The sequence below is a fragment of the Bradyrhizobium sp. CB1717 genome (genome assembly GCF_029714325.1).
GTDB lineage: Bacteria > Pseudomonadota > Alphaproteobacteria > Rhizobiales > Xanthobacteraceae > Bradyrhizobium.
Genome location: NZ_CP121666.1, coordinates 2,200,699 through 2,221,793, shown reverse-complemented (window position 1 = coordinate 2,221,793; position 21,095 = coordinate 2,200,699). Strand labels below are relative to the sequence as shown.

16 protein-coding genes are annotated in these 21,095 nt (G+C 65.4%); 5 read left to right on the top strand and 11 right to left on the bottom strand.

Annotated elements, in window-relative coordinates:
- Positions 1–56: 56 nt before the first annotated feature.
- Both QA649_RS10530 and htpX read right to left on the bottom strand, forming a co-directional pair.
- Entirely contained in the window at positions 57–698 is a 642-nt protein-coding gene (locus QA649_RS10530; RefSeq protein ID WP_283024112.1) for a tetratricopeptide repeat protein, read from the bottom strand.
- Between the two features lie 135 nt (positions 699–833).
- Positions 834–1,793, bottom strand: coding sequence for a zinc metalloprotease HtpX (gene htpX / locus QA649_RS10525; protein WP_283024111.1), 960 nt, complete (start codon positions 1,791–1,793; stop codon positions 834–836).
- A gap of 286 nt (positions 1,794–2,079) precedes the next feature.
- Here htpX and QA649_RS10520 point away from each other — a divergent pair, with 286 nt between their 5' ends.
- From QA649_RS10520 to QA649_RS10500, 5 genes are all read left to right on the top strand, one after another.
- Positions 2,080–3,423, top strand: coding sequence for an HlyD family secretion protein (locus QA649_RS10520; RefSeq protein WP_283024110.1), 1,344 nt, complete (start codon positions 2,080–2,082; stop codon positions 3,421–3,423).
- Positions 3,420–5,360, top strand: a complete 1,941-nt coding sequence (locus QA649_RS10515; protein ID WP_283024109.1) for a glycosyltransferase — start codon at positions 3,420–3,422, stop codon at positions 5,358–5,360. The genes QA649_RS10520 and QA649_RS10515 overlap by 4 nt, the downstream gene beginning before the upstream one ends.
- 92 nt (positions 5,361–5,452) lie before the next feature.
- Positions 5,453–6,754 carry a lytic murein transglycosylase gene (locus QA649_RS10510; RefSeq protein WP_283024108.1) on the top strand — a complete coding sequence of 434 codons (1,302 nt, stop codon included), beginning with the start codon at positions 5,453–5,455 and terminating at the stop codon, positions 6,752–6,754.
- 223 nt (positions 6,755–6,977) lie between these two features.
- On the top strand, positions 6,978–7,481 hold the full coding sequence (locus tag QA649_RS10505) for a DUF1993 domain-containing protein (RefSeq protein WP_283024107.1): 504 nt from the start codon (positions 6,978–6,980) through the stop codon (positions 7,479–7,481).
- A gap of 178 nt (positions 7,482–7,659) precedes the next feature.
- Positions 7,660–8,760, top strand: coding sequence for an alkene reductase (locus QA649_RS10500; RefSeq protein ID WP_283024106.1), 1,101 nt, complete (start codon positions 7,660–7,662; stop codon positions 8,758–8,760).
- Between the two features lie 108 nt (positions 8,761–8,868).
- Here the strand turns inward: QA649_RS10500 and QA649_RS10495 are convergent, their stop codons facing one another.
- The 9 genes from QA649_RS10495 to QA649_RS10455 form a co-directional block, all read right to left on the bottom strand.
- Positions 8,869–10,434: an aldehyde dehydrogenase family protein gene (locus QA649_RS10495; protein ID WP_283024105.1), complete on the bottom strand. Its 1,566-nt coding sequence runs from the start codon at positions 10,432–10,434 to the stop codon at positions 8,869–8,871.
- Between the two features lie 28 nt (positions 10,435–10,462).
- A complete protein-coding gene (locus QA649_RS10490) occupies positions 10,463–11,620 on the bottom strand; it encodes an alpha-hydroxy acid oxidase (protein ID WP_283024104.1) in 1,158 nt (385 codons plus the stop codon).
- Between the two features lie 7 nt (positions 11,621–11,627).
- Positions 11,628–12,503: an IclR family transcriptional regulator gene (locus tag QA649_RS10485; protein ID WP_283024103.1), complete on the bottom strand. Its 876-nt coding sequence runs from the start codon at positions 12,501–12,503 to the stop codon at positions 11,628–11,630.
- A 15-nt stretch (positions 12,504–12,518) separates the two neighbouring features.
- Complete coding sequence (gene dapA / locus QA649_RS10480) at positions 12,519–13,424, bottom strand: 4-hydroxy-tetrahydrodipicolinate synthase (RefSeq protein WP_283024102.1); 906 nt, start codon at positions 13,422–13,424, stop codon at positions 12,519–12,521.
- A 32-nt stretch (positions 13,425–13,456) separates the two neighbouring features.
- A complete protein-coding gene (locus QA649_RS10475) occupies positions 13,457–15,223 on the bottom strand; it encodes an ABC transporter permease subunit (protein WP_283024101.1) in 1,767 nt (588 codons plus the stop codon).
- Positions 15,224–15,225: 2 nt separating this feature from the next.
- Positions 15,226–16,314, bottom strand: coding sequence for an ABC transporter ATP-binding protein (locus tag QA649_RS10470; protein WP_283024100.1), 1,089 nt, complete (start codon positions 16,312–16,314; stop codon positions 15,226–15,228).
- A gap of 26 nt (positions 16,315–16,340) precedes the next feature.
- Entirely contained in the window at positions 16,341–17,426 is a 1,086-nt protein-coding gene (locus tag QA649_RS10465) for an ABC transporter substrate-binding protein (protein WP_283024099.1), read from the bottom strand.
- Position 17,427: 1 nt separating this feature from the next.
- Complete coding sequence (locus QA649_RS10460; protein WP_283024098.1) at positions 17,428–18,906, bottom strand: FAD-binding oxidoreductase; 1,479 nt, start codon at positions 18,904–18,906, stop codon at positions 17,428–17,430.
- 403 nt (positions 18,907–19,309) lie between these two features.
- The gene (locus QA649_RS10455; RefSeq protein ID WP_283026009.1) at positions 19,310–21,052 is read right to left on the bottom strand and encodes an ABC transporter substrate-binding protein; all 1,743 of its coding nucleotides are present in this window, start codon (positions 21,050–21,052) and stop codon (positions 19,310–19,312) included.
- Positions 21,053–21,095: the final 43 nt, after the last annotated feature.

Here is a 21,095-nt window from a genome sequence, read left to right as displayed (position 1 = left end):
AGCGCAACAGGCCCACAAGGGGAGAGGGTGCAGCGGCGAATGCCGCTTTAGGTACCTCACCGCCTCGGCGTGGTGACCAGGGTCGGCTCGGCGCTGGCGAGTTCGGCGAGCTTGGCGCGCGCGGCTTCGCGAGTGCGGACGTCTTTGCCGGCCGGCAGCGTCAGGGCAGCTTCGAAATCGGCTCGCGCGTCGTCGATCTGGCCGCGGGCAAGGAATGCGAGACCGCGATCGAGGCGGGCTTGTGCGTCCGAGGGATCGAGGCGCACCGCCGTGTTGTAGCTCAGGATGGCGCGATCGAGGTCGCCGGTGGCCGCGAGCGCGAGGCCGCGCTGGTGATACGGCGCGGCGTGCTTGGGATCATGCGCGATCGCCTCATCATAGTCTTCAATGGCCAGCTCCAGATCACCGTTCTGCCGGCGCGCGAGCGCGCGGTCGCGATAGAGCGAGGCGCGGTTGGGATTGAGATGGATGGCCTCGTCGAAATCGGCGATCGCCCGGCGAAAGTCGCCGTGGCGCAGCGCGATCCGTCCGCGGCCCTCATAGGCAAAGGCGATCAGCGAGCCGCGCAGCGGCGAGAAGCCGATCACGGCCGCGCAGATATCCGGATCGTCCTCGTCCCCGCAATTGACCACCATATGCGTGGACAGGCCAATGAGCACGGCCAGGACGATCAGCAATGGTACGGCAATTCTGGTCATCTTCGACGCTGGCCGGCTGAGGGCCGGCCATGCATCCCCTTTCGAAGCAAATCTCACGGCGAGGTGTTAACACCCGCCGCGACGATCCTGTGTGCGCCAGGTCACAAAGCCCCGTGCAAATCCTGGCCGGTTCCGTCAGCCCCAAGGACCACGAGACGGACCGCGTGAAGGACCACGCCAGGACGAGCGGCCCCACGGGCCTTGCGGCGGATAGTTCTCGTTGGCGCCCAGCGACGGCGCCGCATGCGCGCCAAGCTCGGCCGCGAGCTGTTGAAGCGCCGCGATGCGGTTCTGCGTCGAGGGATGGGTGGTGAAGAGATTGTCCATACCATGGCCAGACAGCGGATTGATGATGAACATGTGCGCGGTCGCCGGATTGCGCTCGGCCTCATAGTTCGGGACCTGGTGCGCGGCGCCCTCGATCTTCATCAGAGCCGAGGCGAGCCACATCGGCTGGCCGACGATGCGGCCGCCGAGATTGTCCGCGGCATATTCGCGGGTGCGGCTGATCGCCATCTGCACCAGCATGGCGCCGATCGGCGCCAGGATCATCAGCAGGATCGAGCCGACGATGCCTGGGCCGCTGTTGTTGTCGCGATGACCGCCGAAGAACATGCCGAACTGCGCGAGCATGGAGATGGCACCGGCGATGGTCGCAGTGATCGTCATTAGCAGCGTGTCGTGATGCTTGATGTGCGCGAGCTCGTGCGCGATCACGCCGGCGAGCTCCTCGCGGCTGAGCTGTTGCATCAGGCCGGTGGTGACGGCGACGGCTGCATTCTCGGGATTGCGGCCGGTCGCAAACGCATTCGGCTGCGCTTCGTCCATCACGAATACGCGCGGCATGGGCAGGCCGGCACGGCCCGCAAGCTCGGCGACGAGACCGAATAGCTCCGGCGCGCTGGCGCGGTCGACCTGATGGGCGCCGTACATCGAGAGCACCATGCGGTCGGAGTTCCAGTAGGTGAAGAGATTGGTCGCGGCAGCGATGACGAGCGCGATCATGGCACCGGAGGCGCCGCCGATCAGATAGCCCACACCCATGAACAGGGCGGTGAGGCCTGCAAGCAGCATTGCGGTACGAAGATAGTTCATGGCCGTCTCCTGGAGCGGCCGCGGGCAAGCCTCCGGCCGGCGCCCTCGAGGTATGAATGCAGGCAGCCGCTGCAAGGTTCGTGCGTCGCCGGGCCGCAGATAGTTGGATGCGCGGCCTAGCCTTTCCCGCCTCGTTAAAGCTTGACCGGGATTTGCGCAAAAACACACGCACAGGCTTAGCAACCTGGAAAGTGCAGCCTGGGCTTAATCCGCGGTAACCGGGCACGCTGCACGGCCTTTGCGCATTGACCGGTTCCGTTGACCTCCCGTCAGCAAGGTGACTGTCATGGCAGACCGCTCGCGCGCCGCTTCCGTCGACCCCGCTGCTCCCTCCTCTCAAGACACAAAAACCGACGCCAAGGGATTGCAGGAGGCGCTGCACGAGCAGCTGTTCGCCAACGACGACCACGGTCATCCGCCCGAGGCCCAGGCACCGGCTGAACCGCCGCGACGCTGGCCGCATCTGCGACGTGGCGCCAAGATCGCCATTGGCCTTGCCATCCTCGCCGTGTTCGGCTGGTTGCCGCTGCGCGCGATATGGGAATATTCGAGCGTCGAGGCCGTGCTGAATTCCCGCCTCGTCACCCTGCGCACGCCGATCGGCGGGCGCGTGGTCGCCGCCCAGCGCCTGACCGACCAGGCCAGGTTAGACGCCGGCGCCGTGGTCTTGCGCGTGGTCAACTCGCGCGGCGACCGCACCCGGCTCGACGACCTCCGGCGACAGAAATCGCGCCTGGAGAACGAGCGGCCGAGCCTCGCCGCCAAGCTCGCCTCCGCGCAAGCCGCGCAAAAGGACCTGGCGCGGCAGGCCGCGCAATTCCGCGACGGACGGGTGCTGCAGCTCGAGGCCCGCATCGCCGAGATCCAGACATCGATCGAAGCGGCCGCGGCGCGGCGGGACGAGGCCAGCGCCGCCGTCGAGCGCGCCTCCTCGCTGGCGAAAACCGGCAATGTCTCGACCGTCGAGCTGGCGCGGCTGACGCGCGAGCTTTCGGTGTCGCAGCAGACCGAGCTCGGTGCGCGCAAGCGCCTGGACGCAGCCAAGGTCGAGCTCACCGCGGCGCGGAGCGGCTCCTTCCTCGGCGACAGCTACAACGACCGTCCGAGCTCGGTGCAGCGCGAGGAGGAGATGCGCCAGCGTGCTGGCGATCTCGAGGCCGACCTCGCACGCATCGACACCGAGATCGCCTGGCTCGCCAACGAGATTATCATCGAGGAGGTTCGCTTCTCCGATCTCTCCGAGGCCAACATCACGACGCCTGTCTCAGGGCGTGTCTGGGAGATGATGACCTCGCCGGGCGAGGACGTGCAGGCCGGGCAGCCGCTGCTCAAGGTGCTCGATTGCAGCGGCGCCGTCATCACCGCGAACGTCACCGAGGGTGTCTACAACCGCCTGCAGCTCGGCGACCACGCGACGTTCGAGCCGAACGACGGCGGTGCGCCGATCTCCGGCACCGTGGTCAATCTGACCGGCGCCGCCGGCGCACCCGCCAATCTCGCCATCAATCCCGACGCGCTGAGCAAGGAGCCGTATCGCGTGACCGTTGCGCTGGCCGATGCCGCCGCCCATGGCTGCACGGTGGGGCGCACCGGCCGTGTCGTGTTTGCAAGACAAGAGACCGCACCGTGACGAGCGCGCTGACGCCCGGCCTGATCGCGCTCGGCGCCTTCATGGCGATCGTGCCGCTGCTCCGGCGCGAGAGCACGATGGCCCGCTCCCTTCTGGCCATCGCGTCACTCGTTCTGCTGCTGCGCTATCTCCACTGGCGTGTGACCGCAACGCTTCCGCCGCCGCACCTGACGGCGGATGCCGTGATCGGCTATCCCTTCATGCTGCTGGAGGCCGCCTCGCTCGTTGCGGTCTCACTGTCGTTGCTGTTCCTGAGCCGCACGCTCGACCGTACCAAGGCGGCCAGGATCGATGGCCGCGCCAGGGATCCGCGCGCACCGCTGATCGACGTCTTCATCTGCACCTACAACGAGGAGCGGTCGATCCTCGAGCGCACGATCATCGGCGCCACCGGCATGGAGTACGGCAACTATCGGGTCTGGGTGCTCGACGACGGAAGGCGGCCCTGGCTGCGACGGCTCGCCGGCGAACTCGGCTGCCATTACCTGACGCGGCCCGACAACCGCCACGCCAAGGCCGGCAACATCAATCACGCGCTCCGGCATGTCGGCGCGTTGCCGGAGCCGCCGCACTTCGTAGCCGTCCTCGATGCCGACTTCGTGCCGCGGCCCGATTTCCTTGCGCGAACCATCTCGCTCATGGACGATGCCTCGGTCGGGGTGGTGCAGACGCCGCAGCACTTCATCAACCCCGACCCGATCCAGACCAATCTTGCCGCAACCGACGTCTGGCCGGACGAGCAACGCTTCTTCTTCGACATCCTGCTGCCGGCGAAGGATGCCTGGGGTGTCGCCTTCTGCTGCGGCACCTCGTCGCTCATTCGCTATGCCGGCCTGGTGCGGATCGGCGGCTTTCCGACCGACTCGGTGACGGAGGATTATCTCGTCACCCTGCGCCTGAAGGAATGCGGCCTCACCACGATCTATCTCAACGAGCGATTGACGATCGGGCTCGCGCCGGAAGGGCTGAAGGAATACATCACCCAGCGCGCCCGCTGGTGCCTCGGCCTGATGCAGATCGTGCGCGGCCGCAGCGGACCGCTGTCGCGGACATCGAAGCTCTCCTTCATCGACCGGCTCTCGCTGGTCGATGCCTTCATGAGCTGGGCCGCGGTCTACACGTCGAAGGTGGCGGGCCTCGTGGTGCCCTGGCTGTTCCTGCTGTTCGGCATCAAGGCGGTCCGGGCCGACCTGACCGAGCTGCTGCGCTATTTTCTGCCGTTCTATGTCTGGCACGGTCTCACCATGGCCTGGCTGTCGCGCGGCCGCTCGCTCGCCATGATGACTGATGTCTCGCAACTCATCGCCGCGCCTGCGGTGCTCAAGGCGGTGGCAACCGGCCTGCTGAAGCCGAAGGGACACAAGTTCAAGGTCACCGCGAAAGGCGGCGACCGTGACAGGCGCTTCGTCGAATGGCCGCTGCTGCGGCTCTACGGCAGCGCGCTTCTCATCACGCTCGCGGCCATCGGTTATGCCTTCATCCTGCATCTGCGCGGCGAGAACATCGCCTATGGCGGACTGGCGCTGGCATGGAGCCTTTACAACGCGCTCATCCTCACCGTGGTCTGCTTCGTCTGCATCGAGCAGCCGCGCAAGCGCAAGGCGGAGCGCTTCCATCGCAACGAGCCGGTGCTGCTGCGCCAGGACGGCAAGTGGCATCTGGCGCGGCTCGCCGACATCTCCATCACCGGCGCCCGTCTGATCGACCCCGATCCGCCGGCGCCCGGCAGCACGATCGACTGCCGGATCTACGGCCGCTCGATCGCGGCGATCGTGGTGCGGCGGACGACGGACGGATTCGCGGTGCGCTTCGAGGAGGGCATGGACACGCGCGTGCATGCGATCAGGGCGTTCTATGCCGGCGAATATGTGCGCGCCTACCAGGGCGTCAGGGCGCTCCCGGTCGGAAAGGCGCTGCTGATGCGGCTGTTTGGATAGGCATGATCTTTTCGGAAAACCGCTTCGCACTTTTGCGGATCATGCTTTAGACTTCGGGCGAATCCACGCCTGCCCTCCCCGCCGGAACCCCTATGCTCCAGACCCGATTTGCGATCGCAGCCGTCGCGCTCCTCGCATGCTCCGCCACCGCTTCTGCCCAGTTCGCACCGCCGCCCGCAAGACCTGCGGCGCCCAAGGCCAGCGCGCCGTCGCCGCGCGCGGCCTCGTGCCATAACGGCGCAAGCTTCGATCGCTTCCTGGCCGACGTGAAGAGCCAGGCCGTCGCGGCCGGCGTGTCGCAGCGGACGATCGCGGAGGCCTCGCCCTACCTCGTCTATGACCAGGGCATCGTCAACCGCGACCGCGGCCAGCGCGTGTTCGGCCAGCTCTTCACCGAGTTCGCGGGACGCATGGCCGCGCCCTATCGCATGCAGAACGGCCAGCAGCACATCAGGAACCACGCCTCTGCATTCGCGCGCGCCGAAAAGGAATACGGCGTGCCGCCGGCGGTGATCGCCGCGTTCTGGGGCCTGGAGAGCGATTTCGGCGCCAACATGGGCAATCTGCCGACGCTGAAATCGCTGGTCTCGCTCGCCTATGACTGCCGCCGCTCGGAGATGTTCGTGAACGAGACCGTCGCCGCGCTGAAGATCATCGACCGCGGCGATCTCACACCCGAGGAGATGGTCGGCTCATGGGCCGGCGAGCTCGGACAGACGCAATTCCTGCCGACCCACTACGTCAACTACGCCGTCGATTACGACGGCGACGGACGGCGCGATCTCTTGCGCAGCGAGGACGACGTGATCGGCTCGACCGCGAACTACATCGCCAAAGGCTTGAAGTGGCGGCGCGGCGAGCCGTGGCTGGAGGAGATCAAGGTGCCGCAGAACCTGCCGTGGGAACAGACCGATCTCACGGTGCAACAGCCGCGCGCGAAATGGGCGCAGCTGGGCGTCACCTACCCGGACGGACGGCCGCTGCCGAACGACAATCTGCCGGCCTCCGTGCTGCTGCCGATGGGACGGACCGGTCCTCCCTTCATGGCCTATGCGAATTTCGCGGCCTATACCGAGTGGAATAACTCGCTGATCTATTCGACCACCGCGGGCTATCTCGCCACCCGCATCGCCGGCGCGCCGCCGATGCGCAAGCCGGCCGCGCCGGTCGCGCAGCTGCCGTTCAACGAGCTCAAGCAATTGCAGCAGCTTCTGGTCCAGGCCGGCTTCAATGTCGGCAAGGTCGACGGTGTGCTCGGCCAGCAGAGCCGCGCCGCCGTGAAGGCGATGCAGATCAAGTTCGGCCTGCCGGCGGATTCCTGGCCGACCGCCGAGCTGCTCGCCCGCATGCGCGGCGGCACGGCGCAGGCGCAGCCGGGGGCGGTGGTGAGGTAGCTGCTCTATTCGCTGTCATGCCCCGCGAAGGCGGGGCATCCAGTACGCGACAGCGAGGGTGTGGCGGAGATGACAGCGAGTGTTGCATCGATCGTCGCGCGTCGGACGCCATAGAATTTTCGCACCGCACAAGCCGCTTTCGCGATTGTATTTTTCCATGAGGCTCCCATGTGAGTGGCTCAGGTTTTCTCCTGAGATTTCCTCTCATTGAAGCGAGCATCACATGTCCTTCTACGACGCGGTCGTCCCTGCTTATCTGCAAATGCTGAACAGCCTGACCGGCCTGCTCACCAAAGCCGAGGCGCATTGCGCAGCGAAAAAGATCGACCCGAGCGTGCTGCTCGGCTCGCGCCTGTTCCCGGACATGCTGCCGCTGTCGAAGCAGATCCAGCTCGTCAGCGATTTCGCCACCAAGGGCTGCGCGCGCCTCACGCACAGCGAAGTGCCTTCGAATCCCGACACCGAGACCAGCTTTGCGGAATTGAAGCAGCGGCTGGCGAAGACGATCGACTACGTCAAATCGTTCAAGCCCGAGCAGTTCGAGGGCGCCGAAGCCAAGGACGTCACCTTCCCGTCCGGGCCCGACAAGACCACGACCCTGAAGGGCCAGCAGTTCCTGAGCGCATTCTCGCTGCCGAACTTCTATTTCCACTGCGCGACCGCCCACGGCATCCTGCGTCACAACGGCGTCGAGATCGGCAAGCGCGATTTCATGGGCCTGAACTGATTTTTCAAATCGCACGGCCGCGTAGCGGGATTCTGCTGCCGCGGCCGAAATCACACATGAATTATGCTACGCGGGCTTTGCCGCGTAGCTCGCCTGCACTTTCCGTATGGCTCATCCCTTGCGCCTGATGTCGCGATGCACAAGTGTTCGAGACCTCTCACCGCCTGGAAGCATTCCCATGAGCCGTTCGACCAAATTGTTTGAGACCTACAAGCTCGGCCCGATCACGCTGGCCAACCGCTTCGTCATGGCGCCGCTGACGCGCAACCGCGCCGTGCCCGGCACCTTCGTACCCGGCGCGCTCGCCGCCGACTATTATGGCCAGCGCGCGTCCGCAGGGCTGCTGATCACCGAAGCAAGCCAGGTCTCGCAGCAGGGCCAGGGCTACCAGGACACCCCCGGCATCTACAGCAAGGAGCAGGTCGCCGGCTGGCGCAAGGTCACCGACAAGGTGCATGAGCGCGGCGGCAAGATCTTCATCCAGCTCTGGCATGTCGGCCGCATCTCGCATGTCGATCTGCAGGCGAATGGCGCAGCCCCGGTGGCGCCGAGCGCGATCCGCGCCAAGGGCAAGACCTTCGTGAACGGCGGCTTCGCCGATGTCTCCGAGCCTCGGGCGCTCGAGCTCTCCGAAATCCCCGGCATCATCGACGACTTCAAGCGCGCGACAAAGAACGCGCTCGAAGCCGGCTTCGACGGCGTCGAGATCCACGGTGCCAACGGCTATTTGCTCGAGCAGTTCGCCAAGGACGGCAGCAACAAGCGTGCGGACGCCTATGGCGGCTCGATCGAGAATCGCGCGCGGCTGATGCTCGAAGTCTCCAAGGCCGTCGTGGCTGAAGCCGGCGCCGATCGCACCGGCATCCGCATCTCGCCGGTGACGCCGGCCAACGACATCTCGGATTCCAACCCGCAGGCCCTGTACGACCACATCGTCGACGGCCTCAGCGCGCTCAAGCTGGTCTACCTCCACGTCGTCGAGGGCGCCACGGGCGGGCCGCGCGACATCGCGCCGTTCGACTATGCGTCCTTGCGCAAGCGCTTTGCCGGCGCCTACGTCGCCAACAACGGCTACGACTTCGATCTCGCCAGCAAGGTGCTCGAGGCGAATGCCGCCGACCTGATCGCCTTCGGCAAGCCGTTCATCTCCAACCCGGATCTCGTCGAGCGGCTGAAGCAGGGCGCTGGCCTGAACGACTGGGACAAGAACACGTTCTACGGCGGCGGCGCGAAGGGGTACACCGATTACCCGACGCTGGCGGCCGAGCCGGCGGAGTAGTCCACGCGCACGCTGTCATGCCCCGCGAAGGCGGGGCATGACAGTACGCCGCGTCCTCGCCTGGCCGCGCGGCGATGCGTATGCGCTCCGGAAGCGCCTTTGGATCGGTCACACCACGTCGAACTTGACGCCTTGAGCCAGCGGGAGTGTGCGGCCGTAATTGATGGTGTTGGTCGCTCGCCGCATATAGGTTTTCCACGCGTCGGATCCGGATTCGCGTCCGCCGCCGGTCTCCTTCTCGCCGCCGAAGGCGCCTCCGATCTCCGCGCCGGATGGGCCGATATTGACGTTGGCGATGCCGCAATCAGAGCCACGCGCCGACAAGAATGTTTCCGCTTCGCGCAGATCATTGGTGAAGATGGACGACGACAGCCCCTGCGGAACGGCGTTGTGCAACTCGAGCACGGCATCGAAATCGCGATATTTCATGACGTAGAGGATCGGCGCAAAGGTCTCGTGCTTCACCGGTCCGGTCTGCGCCGCGATCTCGACCAGCGCCGGGCGGACATAGTAAGCGTCGGCCGCCCCTTCGATGGCAATGCGCTCGCCACCTTGGACTTGACCTCCGGCAGCGCTCGCAGCCTCGAGCGCACTCTGCATCGCGCGATAAGCCGCGCCGTCGATCAGCGGACCAACCAGGTTACCGCCTTCCAGCGGAGAGCCGACGGTGACGGACGCATAGGCCTGCTTCAGGCGCGGCACAAAGCTCTCGTAGATGCTCTCGTGGACGAACAGGCGGCGCAACGTCGTGCAGCGCTGTCCCGCCGTTCCCATCGCGGCAAAGGCGACGCCACGCAGCGTGAGGTCGAGGTCGGCCGTCGGCGCGACGATCGCCGCGTTGTTGCCGCCGAGCTCGAGCAGCGCCCGGGCGAACCGGCTGGCGAGCCGCGGACCGACCGCGCGTCCCATCGCTGTAGACCCGGTTGCCGAGACCAGAGGCACCTTCACATGGTCGACGAGCACCTCGCCGATCTCACGGCCGCCGAACAGCACTGCCGCAAGCCCCTGAGGCGCATCTCCGCCAGCCTCGTTGAAGCGTTTGACCGCACGCTCAAACAGGGCGTATGTCGCAAGCGCGGTTAGCGGTGTCTTCTCGGACGGCTTCCAGACGAGGCTGTTGCCGCACACCAGCGCCAGGGCTGCGTTCCAGGCCCACACGGCGACCGGAAAATTGAACGCAGAGATGATGCCGGTGACGCCCAGCGGATGCCAGCTTTCCATCATGCGATGCTCGCCACGCTCAGTCGCGATCGTTAGGCCGTAGAGCTGCCGCGACAGGCCGACCGCGAAATCGCAGATGTCGATCATTTCCTGAACCTCGCCAAGACCTTCGGAGACGATCTTGCCGACCTCGATCGACACCAGTCGTCCCAAAGCCTCCTTGCTGGCGCGGAGTTCCTCGCCGAACAGCCGCACGAGCTCCCCTCGCTTGGGCGGCGGCACCAGCCGCCAGCCGAGGTAGGCCGCGTGCGCCTGTTCGATCACGCCGGCAGCTTCGGCTGCGCCGATCTCCATGACGCGGCCAATGATCCCGCCAGTGATCGGCGTACGAACGACGATGGCGCCCTCCGTATAGTCGGAGCGCTTGACGCCCAGCGCGGCGAGAAGCCTGTCGACTTCGCCGGCAAGATCGGCATTGGCGGTATGCGTCTGCAGTGCTGATTTGACGGACATGGCGGTTTTCCAAATGTTGCAGTTGATCTTAGTTCGGTTGCTCGCTCGTGCGCCCATTCCGCAAGGCCGGCACGCAATGCGCTCCCAGGAAAGCCATGGCGGTATCCATCTCGCGCAGGACCATGCGCAGGACGGCTTCGGCGCCCGCCTCTCCGCCGGCCGCAAGACCCCACAGCGGCAAGCGGCCGAGAAGCACAGCTTCCGCGCCCAACGCAAGATATTTGAGGACGTCGGTGCCGCGCCGGACGCCGCTGTCGGCCAGAATCGTCAGACGCCCCTTCACGGCGCCGACAATCGCCGGAATGCAGTCCACGGGAGCCGGCAGACAGTCGAGATTGCGCCCACCATGGACCGAGACCACGATGCCGTCGGCACCGACCTCGACCGCCTTCTCGGCATCCTCCACCGCGAGCACGCCCTTGATGGTGAGCTTGCCTGGCCAGATTTCGCGCAGCCAGAGCATGTCATCCCAGCACAGCCGAGGCTCGAGCCGGACCGCCTCGGCGATATCCGCGCGGGTGATGGAGGTGCGAAATGCATCCGGATAGTGGCCGTAGGTCGGCACACCCTCGCCCATGAGATAGCGCGCGAGAACCCCGAACAGCCAACCCGGATGCAGTGCCACGTCGATCATGCTGCGTAGCCGCGGCTTGAAGGGAATGCCGAAACCGTTGCGTTCGTTATACTCCCGGTTCGGCGAGACCGGCGTATCGACGGTGACGAGCAGGTTGTCGCAGCCGCAGGCGCTCGCACGCTCCAGGAGGCGTGCGGTCAGGGCGCGATCGCGCCAGACGTAGAGCTGGAACCAGAGCAAGGCATCCGGCGCGCCGCGCCGGATCGCCTCCACGGTTGTCACCGATTGCGTCGAGATGCAGACGGGAATGCCGACGCGCGAGGCCGCGCGGGCAAGCTTCGTCTCCCCATCATGTGAAACGAGACCGGCGAGCGCCGTCGGCGCGACAACGAGGGGTGCGGCGATCCTCCGGCCGAACAACACCGTGTCGAGATCGCGCCTGTCGTGCCCCGTCAGTACCGCGGGCCGCAAGGTAATGGCTTCAAGCGAGTCACGCAGGCGCATCAGTGCGGTTTCGTCCTCCGAGCCGCGATCGATGTACTCGAACAGCCCGCGCGGGAGGAATTGTCGCGCGCGGCGGCGATAGTCGCTGGCATTGAGGAGCATCGGCATCGGCGTTTCAGGCCGCGTAGCGTTTGAACTTGGACTTCGAGATCGAGGTTGCGGCGACGTGGACGTGCTGAACGAGCTCGGCCTCGGCACGCTCCTTGGTCCAGCGCGTCGTGGGCACGGAAATGTTGACCGCGGCGATAGCCCGCCCGTGCTCGTCGATGATCGGCGCCGCGACGGAAATATCGCCCATGACACTTTGGTTGATCTGAATCGAATAGCCGCGCTTGGCGGCGAGGTGCACCTGCTCCAGGAGCTTATCGGGATCTGTAATCGTGTGCGGCGTGAGTGGTTCGAGGCGCGTACGCTTCAAGAGATCCTGTTGCTCCGCCTCAGGAAGGGCCGCCAGGATGGCGATGCCGGAAGCCGTGAAGTAGGCCGGCAACCGGCTTCCGATCACGAAATCGATATGGATCAGGTGCTGGCCAGGAAAGCGCGCAACGAACACGACCTCGTGGCCATCGAGCTCATGCAGGTTGCAGGTCTCGCCAAGGTTGCGGCTCATGTCGAGGAGGTAGGGCGAGGCCTTGTCGACGAGCTCGTTGGCCTTGAGATAATTGTGCGAGAACTGGAGCACCTTCGACGTCAGTCCGTAGTTGCGCGTGCCCTCGATCCGCTTGAGGTAGCCGAGCGACTCCAGCGTGTAGACCAGGCGCTGCGTGGCGCTGCGATCGAGATCGGCAGCGCGCGCGATATCGGCAAGCGTCATGAAGCGTTGCGGCCCGTCGAAGACGTGCAGGACCTGGAACGCCTTCTCGGTCGAGCCGACGAACAGCGACGAGCGCGCCGGTTCTGCGCTTTTGGCGACGCGCGTCACGGCGCGAGCCTTTGCCGGGCTCTTGGCCTTGCCGGCTTTCCTGGAGCCACCCTGGCCACTACGCGCCATGCCGCCATCCCCCAATCATCCAACGTTCTCGGAAACCGCCAACTGCTTACCGAATTCAGCGCGCAAGGCGGCGACCAGCGCCGGCGCCGGTTGCACCAGCGGCGCCAGCATGCGCGGCGCCTCGACGCCGACCATGTCCATCACCGCCTTCATCGGCCCCGGATTGGTCTCGGCGAACGCCATGTTCATCAGCGGAATCAGGCGGCGATGCAGGCTCAAAGCCTCGGCCGTCTTGCCTGCCGTCGCGGTCTCGTAGATCTGGCGCCAGGCACGCGGCAACAGGCACGCGGTCACGATGATGCCGCCCTTGGCGCCCGCCGCCAGATGCAGCGGAAACAGGCTGTCCTCGCCGCTCAGCACCGCAAAGCTCTCGTCGACGCCGGCCACGACCTGAAGGAAATGATACATGTCGAGATTGCAGGCCTTCATGCCGATGATGTTGGGATGCCTGGAGAGCTCATGCAGGATCTTGGGCTCGATCGCGATCCGGGTGCGGTAGGGAATCTCGTAGATCAGGACAGGCACCGGCGAGGCATCGGCATAACGCAGGAAATAGTCGCGAACGCCGGCCTGAGTCGGATTGGTATAATATGGCGTGAGAACCAGCAGGCCGTCCACGCCCTCGGCTGCGAATTCACGCCCCGCCTGCAAGGCATCGTGGAAGCCGGTGTCGAGCACGCCGGCGATGACCGGGCCCTTGCCCGCCATCGCCTTCACCGACAGGCCAGCCATCTTGATCCGCTCGGATCTAGCCAGCGCACCGTATTCGCCGGTTCCGCCGAGCGGCACCACGCCGTCGATACCCTGTTTGTTGAGCCAGGCGAACATCGCTGAGACCGCGCCGGCATCGATGGTGTCGTCGGCCATGACCGGGGTCGGAATGGCCGGAAACAGGCCGCGGAGGCGATTGGCAGTGAGCATGATTGAGAACCTCTGGTTGGAATGCGGGACGGCTATCTCGCGGCAGCACGCCGGCGCAGGCGTTCGGCGACGAAGATGAGAAGTCCCATGAAAACGAACAGGCAGGTCGAGACGGCGGCGATCGAGGGGGAGACCTGAAGCGTCACCTCGTCCCAGAACTGCTTCGGCAGCGTCGCGTTGAGGCCGCCGGTGGCAAACAGCGCGATGGTCAGCTCGTCGAACGAGGTCGCGAACGCAAACAGGAACGACGACAGCATGCCGGCGCCGAGGATCGGGAAGGTGACGAAGCGCAGCGTCGCGAACGGGCGCGCCCCAAGGCTCTGCGCGGCATGGTCAAGCCGCGTGTCGTAATTGCGCAGCACCGCCATCATGGTCATGACCACATAGGGCACAGCAACCACTGTGTGCCCGAGAACGAGGCCGACAGCGCTCCCGACGAGGCCCATGCGCGCGAACACGTAGAACAGGCCGACCGCGATGATCATGCGCGGCACGACGATCGGCGACAGGATGAAAGCGAGCCACGCCGCCTTGCCCGGGATCTCGCTGCGCACCAGCAGGAACGCGGCCGGCGTGCCGATCAGCATGGCGAGCAGACCGGTGCCGATGCCGACCAGCAGCGAGCGCAGCATAGCCTGGGTCCAGACCGGCGAATTTAGGACCGTCTCGTACCAGTGCAGGGTAAAGCCCTGCGGCGGCCAGTTGAGGCCGCCGGTGCCGAATGACAGAGGGATCATCAGGATCGTCGGGGCGCTGATGATGAGCAGCATGGTCCAGACGAAGGCCTGCAAGCCCATGCCGGGCTGATCGGGATGACGGTCGCGACGGCGTGACGGCAGCAGCAGGATGATGCGGTCGGAGATCGCGCCGAGCAGCGTGAGCAGCACATCGCCCGCCCGCGCGACCGGACCGGACAAACGCGATGGCTTCGTATTGCGCGGCGCGGATGCGCCGGTCATGGACGACAGGCCGAGCAGCCGGTCATAGGCGGCGAAGACGATGAGGACGACGACCAGCAGCAGCACCGAGATCGCACCGGCAAAGCCCCAGTTCATGGTCTGCTGGACCTGGTCGATGATGAGCTGTGTGATCATCGTCTCGCGGCGCCCGCCGAGCAGCGCCGGCACGATGAAGAAGCCGATCGCGGTGACGAACACCATGATTCCCGCAGCAGTGACGCCGGGCAGCGACAGCGGAAAATAGATCTTCCAGAACGCCATGCCCGGACGCGCCCCGAGCGTGGCGGCGGCGCGTGGCAGGTTGCGGTCGATATTCTCCATCACCGAGAGCATCGTCAGCACGGCAAGCGGCAGCAGCGCATTGACCATGCCGACGAGGACGCTGCCGAAATTGTAGAGCAGGTTCGCCGGACTCGAGATGATGCCGAGCGAGACGAGTGTCTTGTTGATGACGCCGTTGCGGCCGAGCAGCACGATCCAGGCGAAGGCGCGGACCAGAAAACTGGTCCAGAACGACAGCAGCACCCAGAACAGCAGCGTCGCCTTGCGCTCCTTGCCGACGATCGAGATCAGATAGGCGATCGGATAGCCGGTGACGACGCAGACCAGCGTGGTCGCCAGCGAGATCTTCAGCGTGATCAGGAGAACGTCGAGATAGACGGAGGAGGCAAAGAGCTGGCGGTATTGCGCCAGCGTGAAACCATTGTCGCCGTAGACGCTGAGCAGCAGCAGCTGGCCGACGGGATAGACCAGGAATAGCACGAGCAGCAGCACCAGCGGCGCGCCCATCGCAGCCCGCGTCCAGGCCAGCCTCCGCGATATCGTGCGCAGGGCGGCCAAGCTCAGGTTTCCTTTCCGTCGTGGATCGCGACGGCATCCGCCGCATGCCATCCGAGCGACAGGCGCTGGCCTATCTCATAGGGCGCCGAGCCGCTGCGGGTCGGATGCGCAGCGACGAGCTGCGGCAGGCCCGCGGTCTCAGGCGCGATGTAGAGCCGCGTCAGGCTGCCGCTGATCATCACGTCGGTGAGCCGGCCGGACAGCTGGCCACCCTCGCCGACCACGAGGTTCTGCGGACGCACCATGACCTTGACCGGCTCGCCGGTGGCGAAGCGAGAGCCATTGCCGACCGCGCGCGAGGCTGATGCCTGCTCGGTCAGGACGATGTCGAGCCCCTCGCCGTCGACGCCGCGCACGGTGGCGCTGAGCAGGTTGGACTCGCCGAGGAAGTCGGCGACGAACACCGAGCGCGGCCGGAAATAGAGATCCTGCGGCGTGCCGAGCTGCTCGATCGCGCCCGCATTCATCAGGCAGATGCGATCCGACATGGTCATCGCCTCTTCCTGGTCGTGGGTGACGTAGACGATCGTGGTACCGAGCTCGCGATGGATACGCTTGATCTCGAGCTGCATCTGGTCGCGCAGCTTCTTGTCGAGCGCCCCCAGCGGCTCGTCCATCAGGATGATGGCGGGGCGATAGACGATGCAGCGCGCCAGCGCGATGCGCTGCTGCTGGCCACCGGACAATTCGCGCGGATAGCGCTTCGAAACGTGCGGCAGCCGCACCGTCTCCAGCGCCTCGGCAGCGCGCCGGCGCGCCTCGGCATCCGACATTTTGCGCATCTTGAGCGGAAACGCGATGTTGTCCTCAATCGTCATGTGAGGAAACAGCGCGTAGTTCTGGAACACCACGCCGATGTCGCGGTCATAGGCGGGGCTATGCGTGACGTCGGCGTCGTTGATCAGGATCTGCCCTTCGTCGGGATGGACGAGACCCGCAATCAGGCTGAGCAGCGTGGTCTTGCCCGAGCCCGACGGGCCAAGCAGGGTGAGAAATTCCCCCTTGGCGACGTCGAGGCTGGTCGGCGCGAGCGCGACGAAATCGCCGTACCGCTTGCAGAGCTCACGAATACGCAGGCTCGACGGGGCCATGGGCCGCTCCGATCCGTTTGACCCGATCAAGCCAGGATCCAGCTGTTGAAGCGCTCGATGACAGCGGCCTGGTTGTCGAGCCAGTATTTGGCGTTGATCTTCAGCCCGGCCTTGATGTTGTCAGGGTAGGTCGGGCAGTTCTTCGCGACCTCGGGCTTGACGTAATTGAAGGCCTCCGGCTGCGTGAGACCGGCCGGGAAATATTCGACGAGCGCCGCCTGCCGCTTCGGATCAGAAGCGAATTTGATGAACTCGCGGCAGGCATCGGCGTTCGGCGTCCCTGACAGGATCGACCAATTGTCGCCGCCCCAGATGCCCTGATTCCAGACGATCTCGACCGGCGCGCCGGCTGCTTGGGCTGCCTGGGGACGCGACACCCAGGTCGGCAGCAGATCGATCTCGCCCGAGGTCAGCATCTGCTCGACCTGCGCGCCACTGGTCCACCACACGGCGACCTGCGACTTGATCTTGTCGAGCGAGGCAAAGGCCTTGTCGAGATCGCAGGGGTAGACCTGCGCGGTCGGAACGCCCGCACCCATCAGCGCCTGCTCGATCGTGTCGAACGGATGCTTGCGCACGGCGCGGCGTCCCGGAAACTCCGCCACGTTCCAGAAATCAGCCCAGGACTGCGGCGCCTTGCGGCCCTTGAAGGCGTCGGTGCGGTAGGCCAGCACGGTGGTGTAGACGTTGGTGGCGACGCCGTAGGGCGAGGCATATTCGGCCGGGATCGACTTGACGACCGGCTCGGATTCGAGCCCGTGCTTCTCCAGATATTTCTTGCCGCCGGTGGTCAGGATCTCGATCGCGGGCCAGGAGATCTTGGCCATGTCCCAGGTGTAGTTCTTGGTGTCGACCATGGTCTTGATCTGCGCGACCGGCTCGGCATTGGCCTGCACGCCGACGACTTCGATACCGGTCGCTTCGGTGAACGGACGGTAGAACACCGCACCATAGGCCTTGGTGTAGATGCCGCCATCGTCGCGCACGACGATGCGTTTTCCGGCGGCGCGGGACGGCGACCAGACGGAGGGGGCGGCGAGTGCGACGACGCCAGCTCCTGCGCCGAGCAGCAGGCGTCGGCGGGAAGTGATGAGCTTCGATGCGTTGGTCATGTCAGTCCCCTCTTTGCGATGTTGCATTGGTTGGCGAAGCAGCGGCCATATCGGCCGCGGATGACGGCGGCAGAACGCGGCCGGGATTGAACAGACCAGACGGGTCGAACGCCCGTTTCACCGCCCGCATCAAGGCGAGCTCGACCGGCGGCTTGTAGCGGGTCATCTCACCGGTCAACGTGCGCCCGACGCCGTGCTCGGCGCTGAAGGTGCCGCGCAGCGAGCTTGCGACATCGTTCATGGCGCGGCGGATCCGCTGCCCAACGGCGTCGCGATCCGGCAGCGCATCCCACTCGGCGAAGCTGAAGAAGGGGATGAGATGGATGTTGCCGTCGCCCATATGGCCGACGATGATGAACGGCAGATCCGGCACGATCGCACGCACGGCCGCCATGGCCTGATCGATGAAATCAGGCACGGTCGAGACCGGGACCGCGGTGTCCGACGTCAGCCCGACGCCGGCCTTCTTGTTGGCCTCCGACACGCTGTGACGCACCAGCCACATCGCCTTGCGCTGCGCCTCGCTCGATGCGACGACGCCGTCGCTGACGAGCCCGGCTTCGAGCACCTGTTCGAGCACCGCCTGCATCGTCACCGCGAGCGCTGTGGCATCGCCGGTATCGGACAGTTCGACGAGGACGTGCCAGGTATCGATCTCTGCGACCGGGCAGCGCCGGCCCGGCACCTGCTCCAGCACGAGCTCAATCTGCTTTGCATTCATCAGCTCGAAGGCGGAGAGCCGTGAATTGCAGGCAGCCTGGAACAGGCCCAGCACCTTGAGCGCCGCTTGCGGACTGTCGACCGCAAGCCAGGCGACGGCCTCCGCGGTCGGCAGCGGATGCAGCTTCAGCACCGCACCGGTGATGATGCCGAGCGTGCCTTCCGAGCCGATGAAGAGATGCTTGAGGTCGTAGCCGGTGTTGTTCTTGCGCAGCGCGTAGAGGCCGTCCCAGATCGAGCCGTCCGGCAGCACGACTTCGAGCCCGAGCACATTGTCGCGCGTGTTGCCGTAGCGGAGCACGCCGGTGCCGCCGGCATTGGTGCCGATGTTGCCGCCGATCTGGCATGAGCCTTCGGCGCCGAGACTGACCGGATAGAGCCTGCCGGCCGCAGCGGCGCTCTCCTGGATGGTGGCCAGCACGCAGCCGGCATCAACCACCATGGTGTTGTTGACCGGATCGAGCGAGCGGATCCGGCGCATGCGCGTCAGCGCGACGATCACGGGTGGCTTGCCCTGCCCCGACGGCGTCGCGCCGCCGCAGAGACTGGTGTTGCCACCCTGCGGCAATACCGGCGTGTCATGCGCGACGCAGAGACGGACGACGGAAGCGACCTGCTCCGTGGTCGATGGCAGTACCGCGCAGAGTGCCGGCGCGTGAAACCGGCCACGCCAATCCTCGGTGAGACCCGCGAGATCCTCCTCGCGCGTCAGCACGGCCGTGTCGCCCAGCAACTGCCTGAACGCCTCGATCAACGCCATCTACAGGCCTCCGGAACGGGCCGACGCCGGCCCAAACGGGTTCTGCATATGTAATCGCATTGCGATTACTTCAATCGCATTATGCTAACTATGAATTCGGTGTGACAGGGAGTCAAGCGGGGGGCGTCCGGCTGCGTCGCGGGGACGCGCCTCCGCACCACCGCTGTCATTCCCCGCGAAAGCGGGGAATCCAGTAAGCCGCGGCCTCTCGAGCAATCACGGACGTCACGGAGCACTGGATCGCCCGCCCCAGTGCGCAATTGCGCACAAGGCGGGCGATGACAGCCAGAGTACGGATCGCGCGCGCCACAAACTCGTCATTGCGATCGCAGCGGTACGCTAAAAAGAAGAAAGGCCGGGATTGCTCCCGGCCTTTCGCATTTCGTGACGCTTTGCGCGCTGCTTACTTCACTTCCGCGCGCTTGGGCGGAGTGGCGGGCCACGACTTGATCAGCGTGTCGTAGTCCACCGTCTCGCCCTTCGGCTTCTCGTTGGCGAGCTTGCGCTGCGGGGCGATGGTGCCGTCCTTCTGGGCCTTGGCGAACCAGTACTCGGCGGTCTCCTTCTTGTGCAGCTTCGGACCGCAGGCGCCCTGCACGCCGGACTTCTCCAGGCGCTCCATCACGGAGTCCTGGGCGGCGGCCAGTGCGTCCATCGCGGCCTGCGGCGTCTTCGTACCGGACGACGCATCGCCGATGTTCTGCCACCACAGCTGGGCGAGCTTCGGATAGTCGGGCACGTTGTTGCCGGTCGGGGTCCACTGCACGCGCGCGGGCGAGCGGTAGAACTCGATCAGGCCGCCGAGCTTCGGCGCACGCTCGGTGAACGACTTGTCCCAGATGTCGGATTCACGGATGAAGGTGAGACCGACATGGCTCTTCTTCAAGCTAACCGTCTTGGAGACGATGAACTGGAGATAGAGCCAGGCCGCCTTGCGGCGATCCGCGGGGGTCGACTTCAAGAGCGTCACGGAGCCGGCGTCCTGGTAGCCGAGCTTCATGCCTTCCTTCCAGTAGGCGCCGTGCGGCGACGGAGCCATACGCCACTTCGGCGTACCGTCCGCGTTCATCACGGCGATGCCCGGCTTCACCATGTCGGCGGTGAAGGCGGTGTACCAGAACATCTGCTGGGCGATGTTGCCCTGGGCCGGCACGGGGCCGGACTCGGAGAAGGTCATGCCCTGGGCCTGAGGCGGAGCATACTTCTTCATCCACTCGAGGTACTTCGTGATCGAGTAGACCGCGGCCGGACCGTTGGTGTCGCCACCACGCTCGACCGAGGAGCCGACCGGACGGCAGCCTTCCATGCGGATGCCCCATTCGTCCACCGGCAGACCGTTCGGAATGCCCTTGTCACCGTTGCCGGCCATCGACAGCCAGGCGTCGGTGAAACGCCATCCGAGCGAGGGGTCCTTCTTGCCATAGTCCATATGGCCGTAGACCTTGACGCCGTTGATCTCCTTGATGTCGTTGGTGAAGAATTCGGCGATGTCCTCATAGGCGGACCAGTTCACGGGCACGCCGAGCTCGTAGCCGTACTTGGCCTTGAACTTGGCCTTGTAGTCAGGGTTGGTGAACCAGTCGTAGCGGAACCAGTAGAGGTTGGCGAACTGCTGGTCGGGCAGCTGGTAGAGCTTGCCGTCCGGCGCCGTGCCGAACGATTTGCCGATGAAGTCGTTGACGTCGAGCATGGGATCGGTGACGTCCTTGCCCTCGCCGGTCATGTAGTCCGACAGCGCGATCGTCTGATTGTAGCGGAAGTGCGTGCCGATCAGGTCGCTGTCGTTGATCCAGCCGTCATAGACGTTCTTGCCGGACTGCATCTGGGTCTGCAGCTTCTCGACGACGTCACCTTCCTGGATGATGTCGTGCTTGAGCTTGATGCCGGTGAGCTCGGAGAACGCCTTGGCCAGCGTCTGAGATTCGTATTCGTGAGTCGTGATGGTTTCGGAGACGACGTTGATCTCCATGCCCTTGAAGGGCTCGGCGGCCTTGGCGAACCACTCCAGCTCCTTCTTCTGGTCTTCCTTCGACAGCGTCGAGGGCTGGAATTCCGCAATCCACTTCTGGATCGCGGCGTCGTCGGCAGCGCGGACCGGCGCCGAGACGGTGAACGACACCGCCAGAAGCGCGGCAGTGCTGGACATGGTCAGAAAACTGCTCTTGGTCAATGGACCTTTCCTTCTCCTA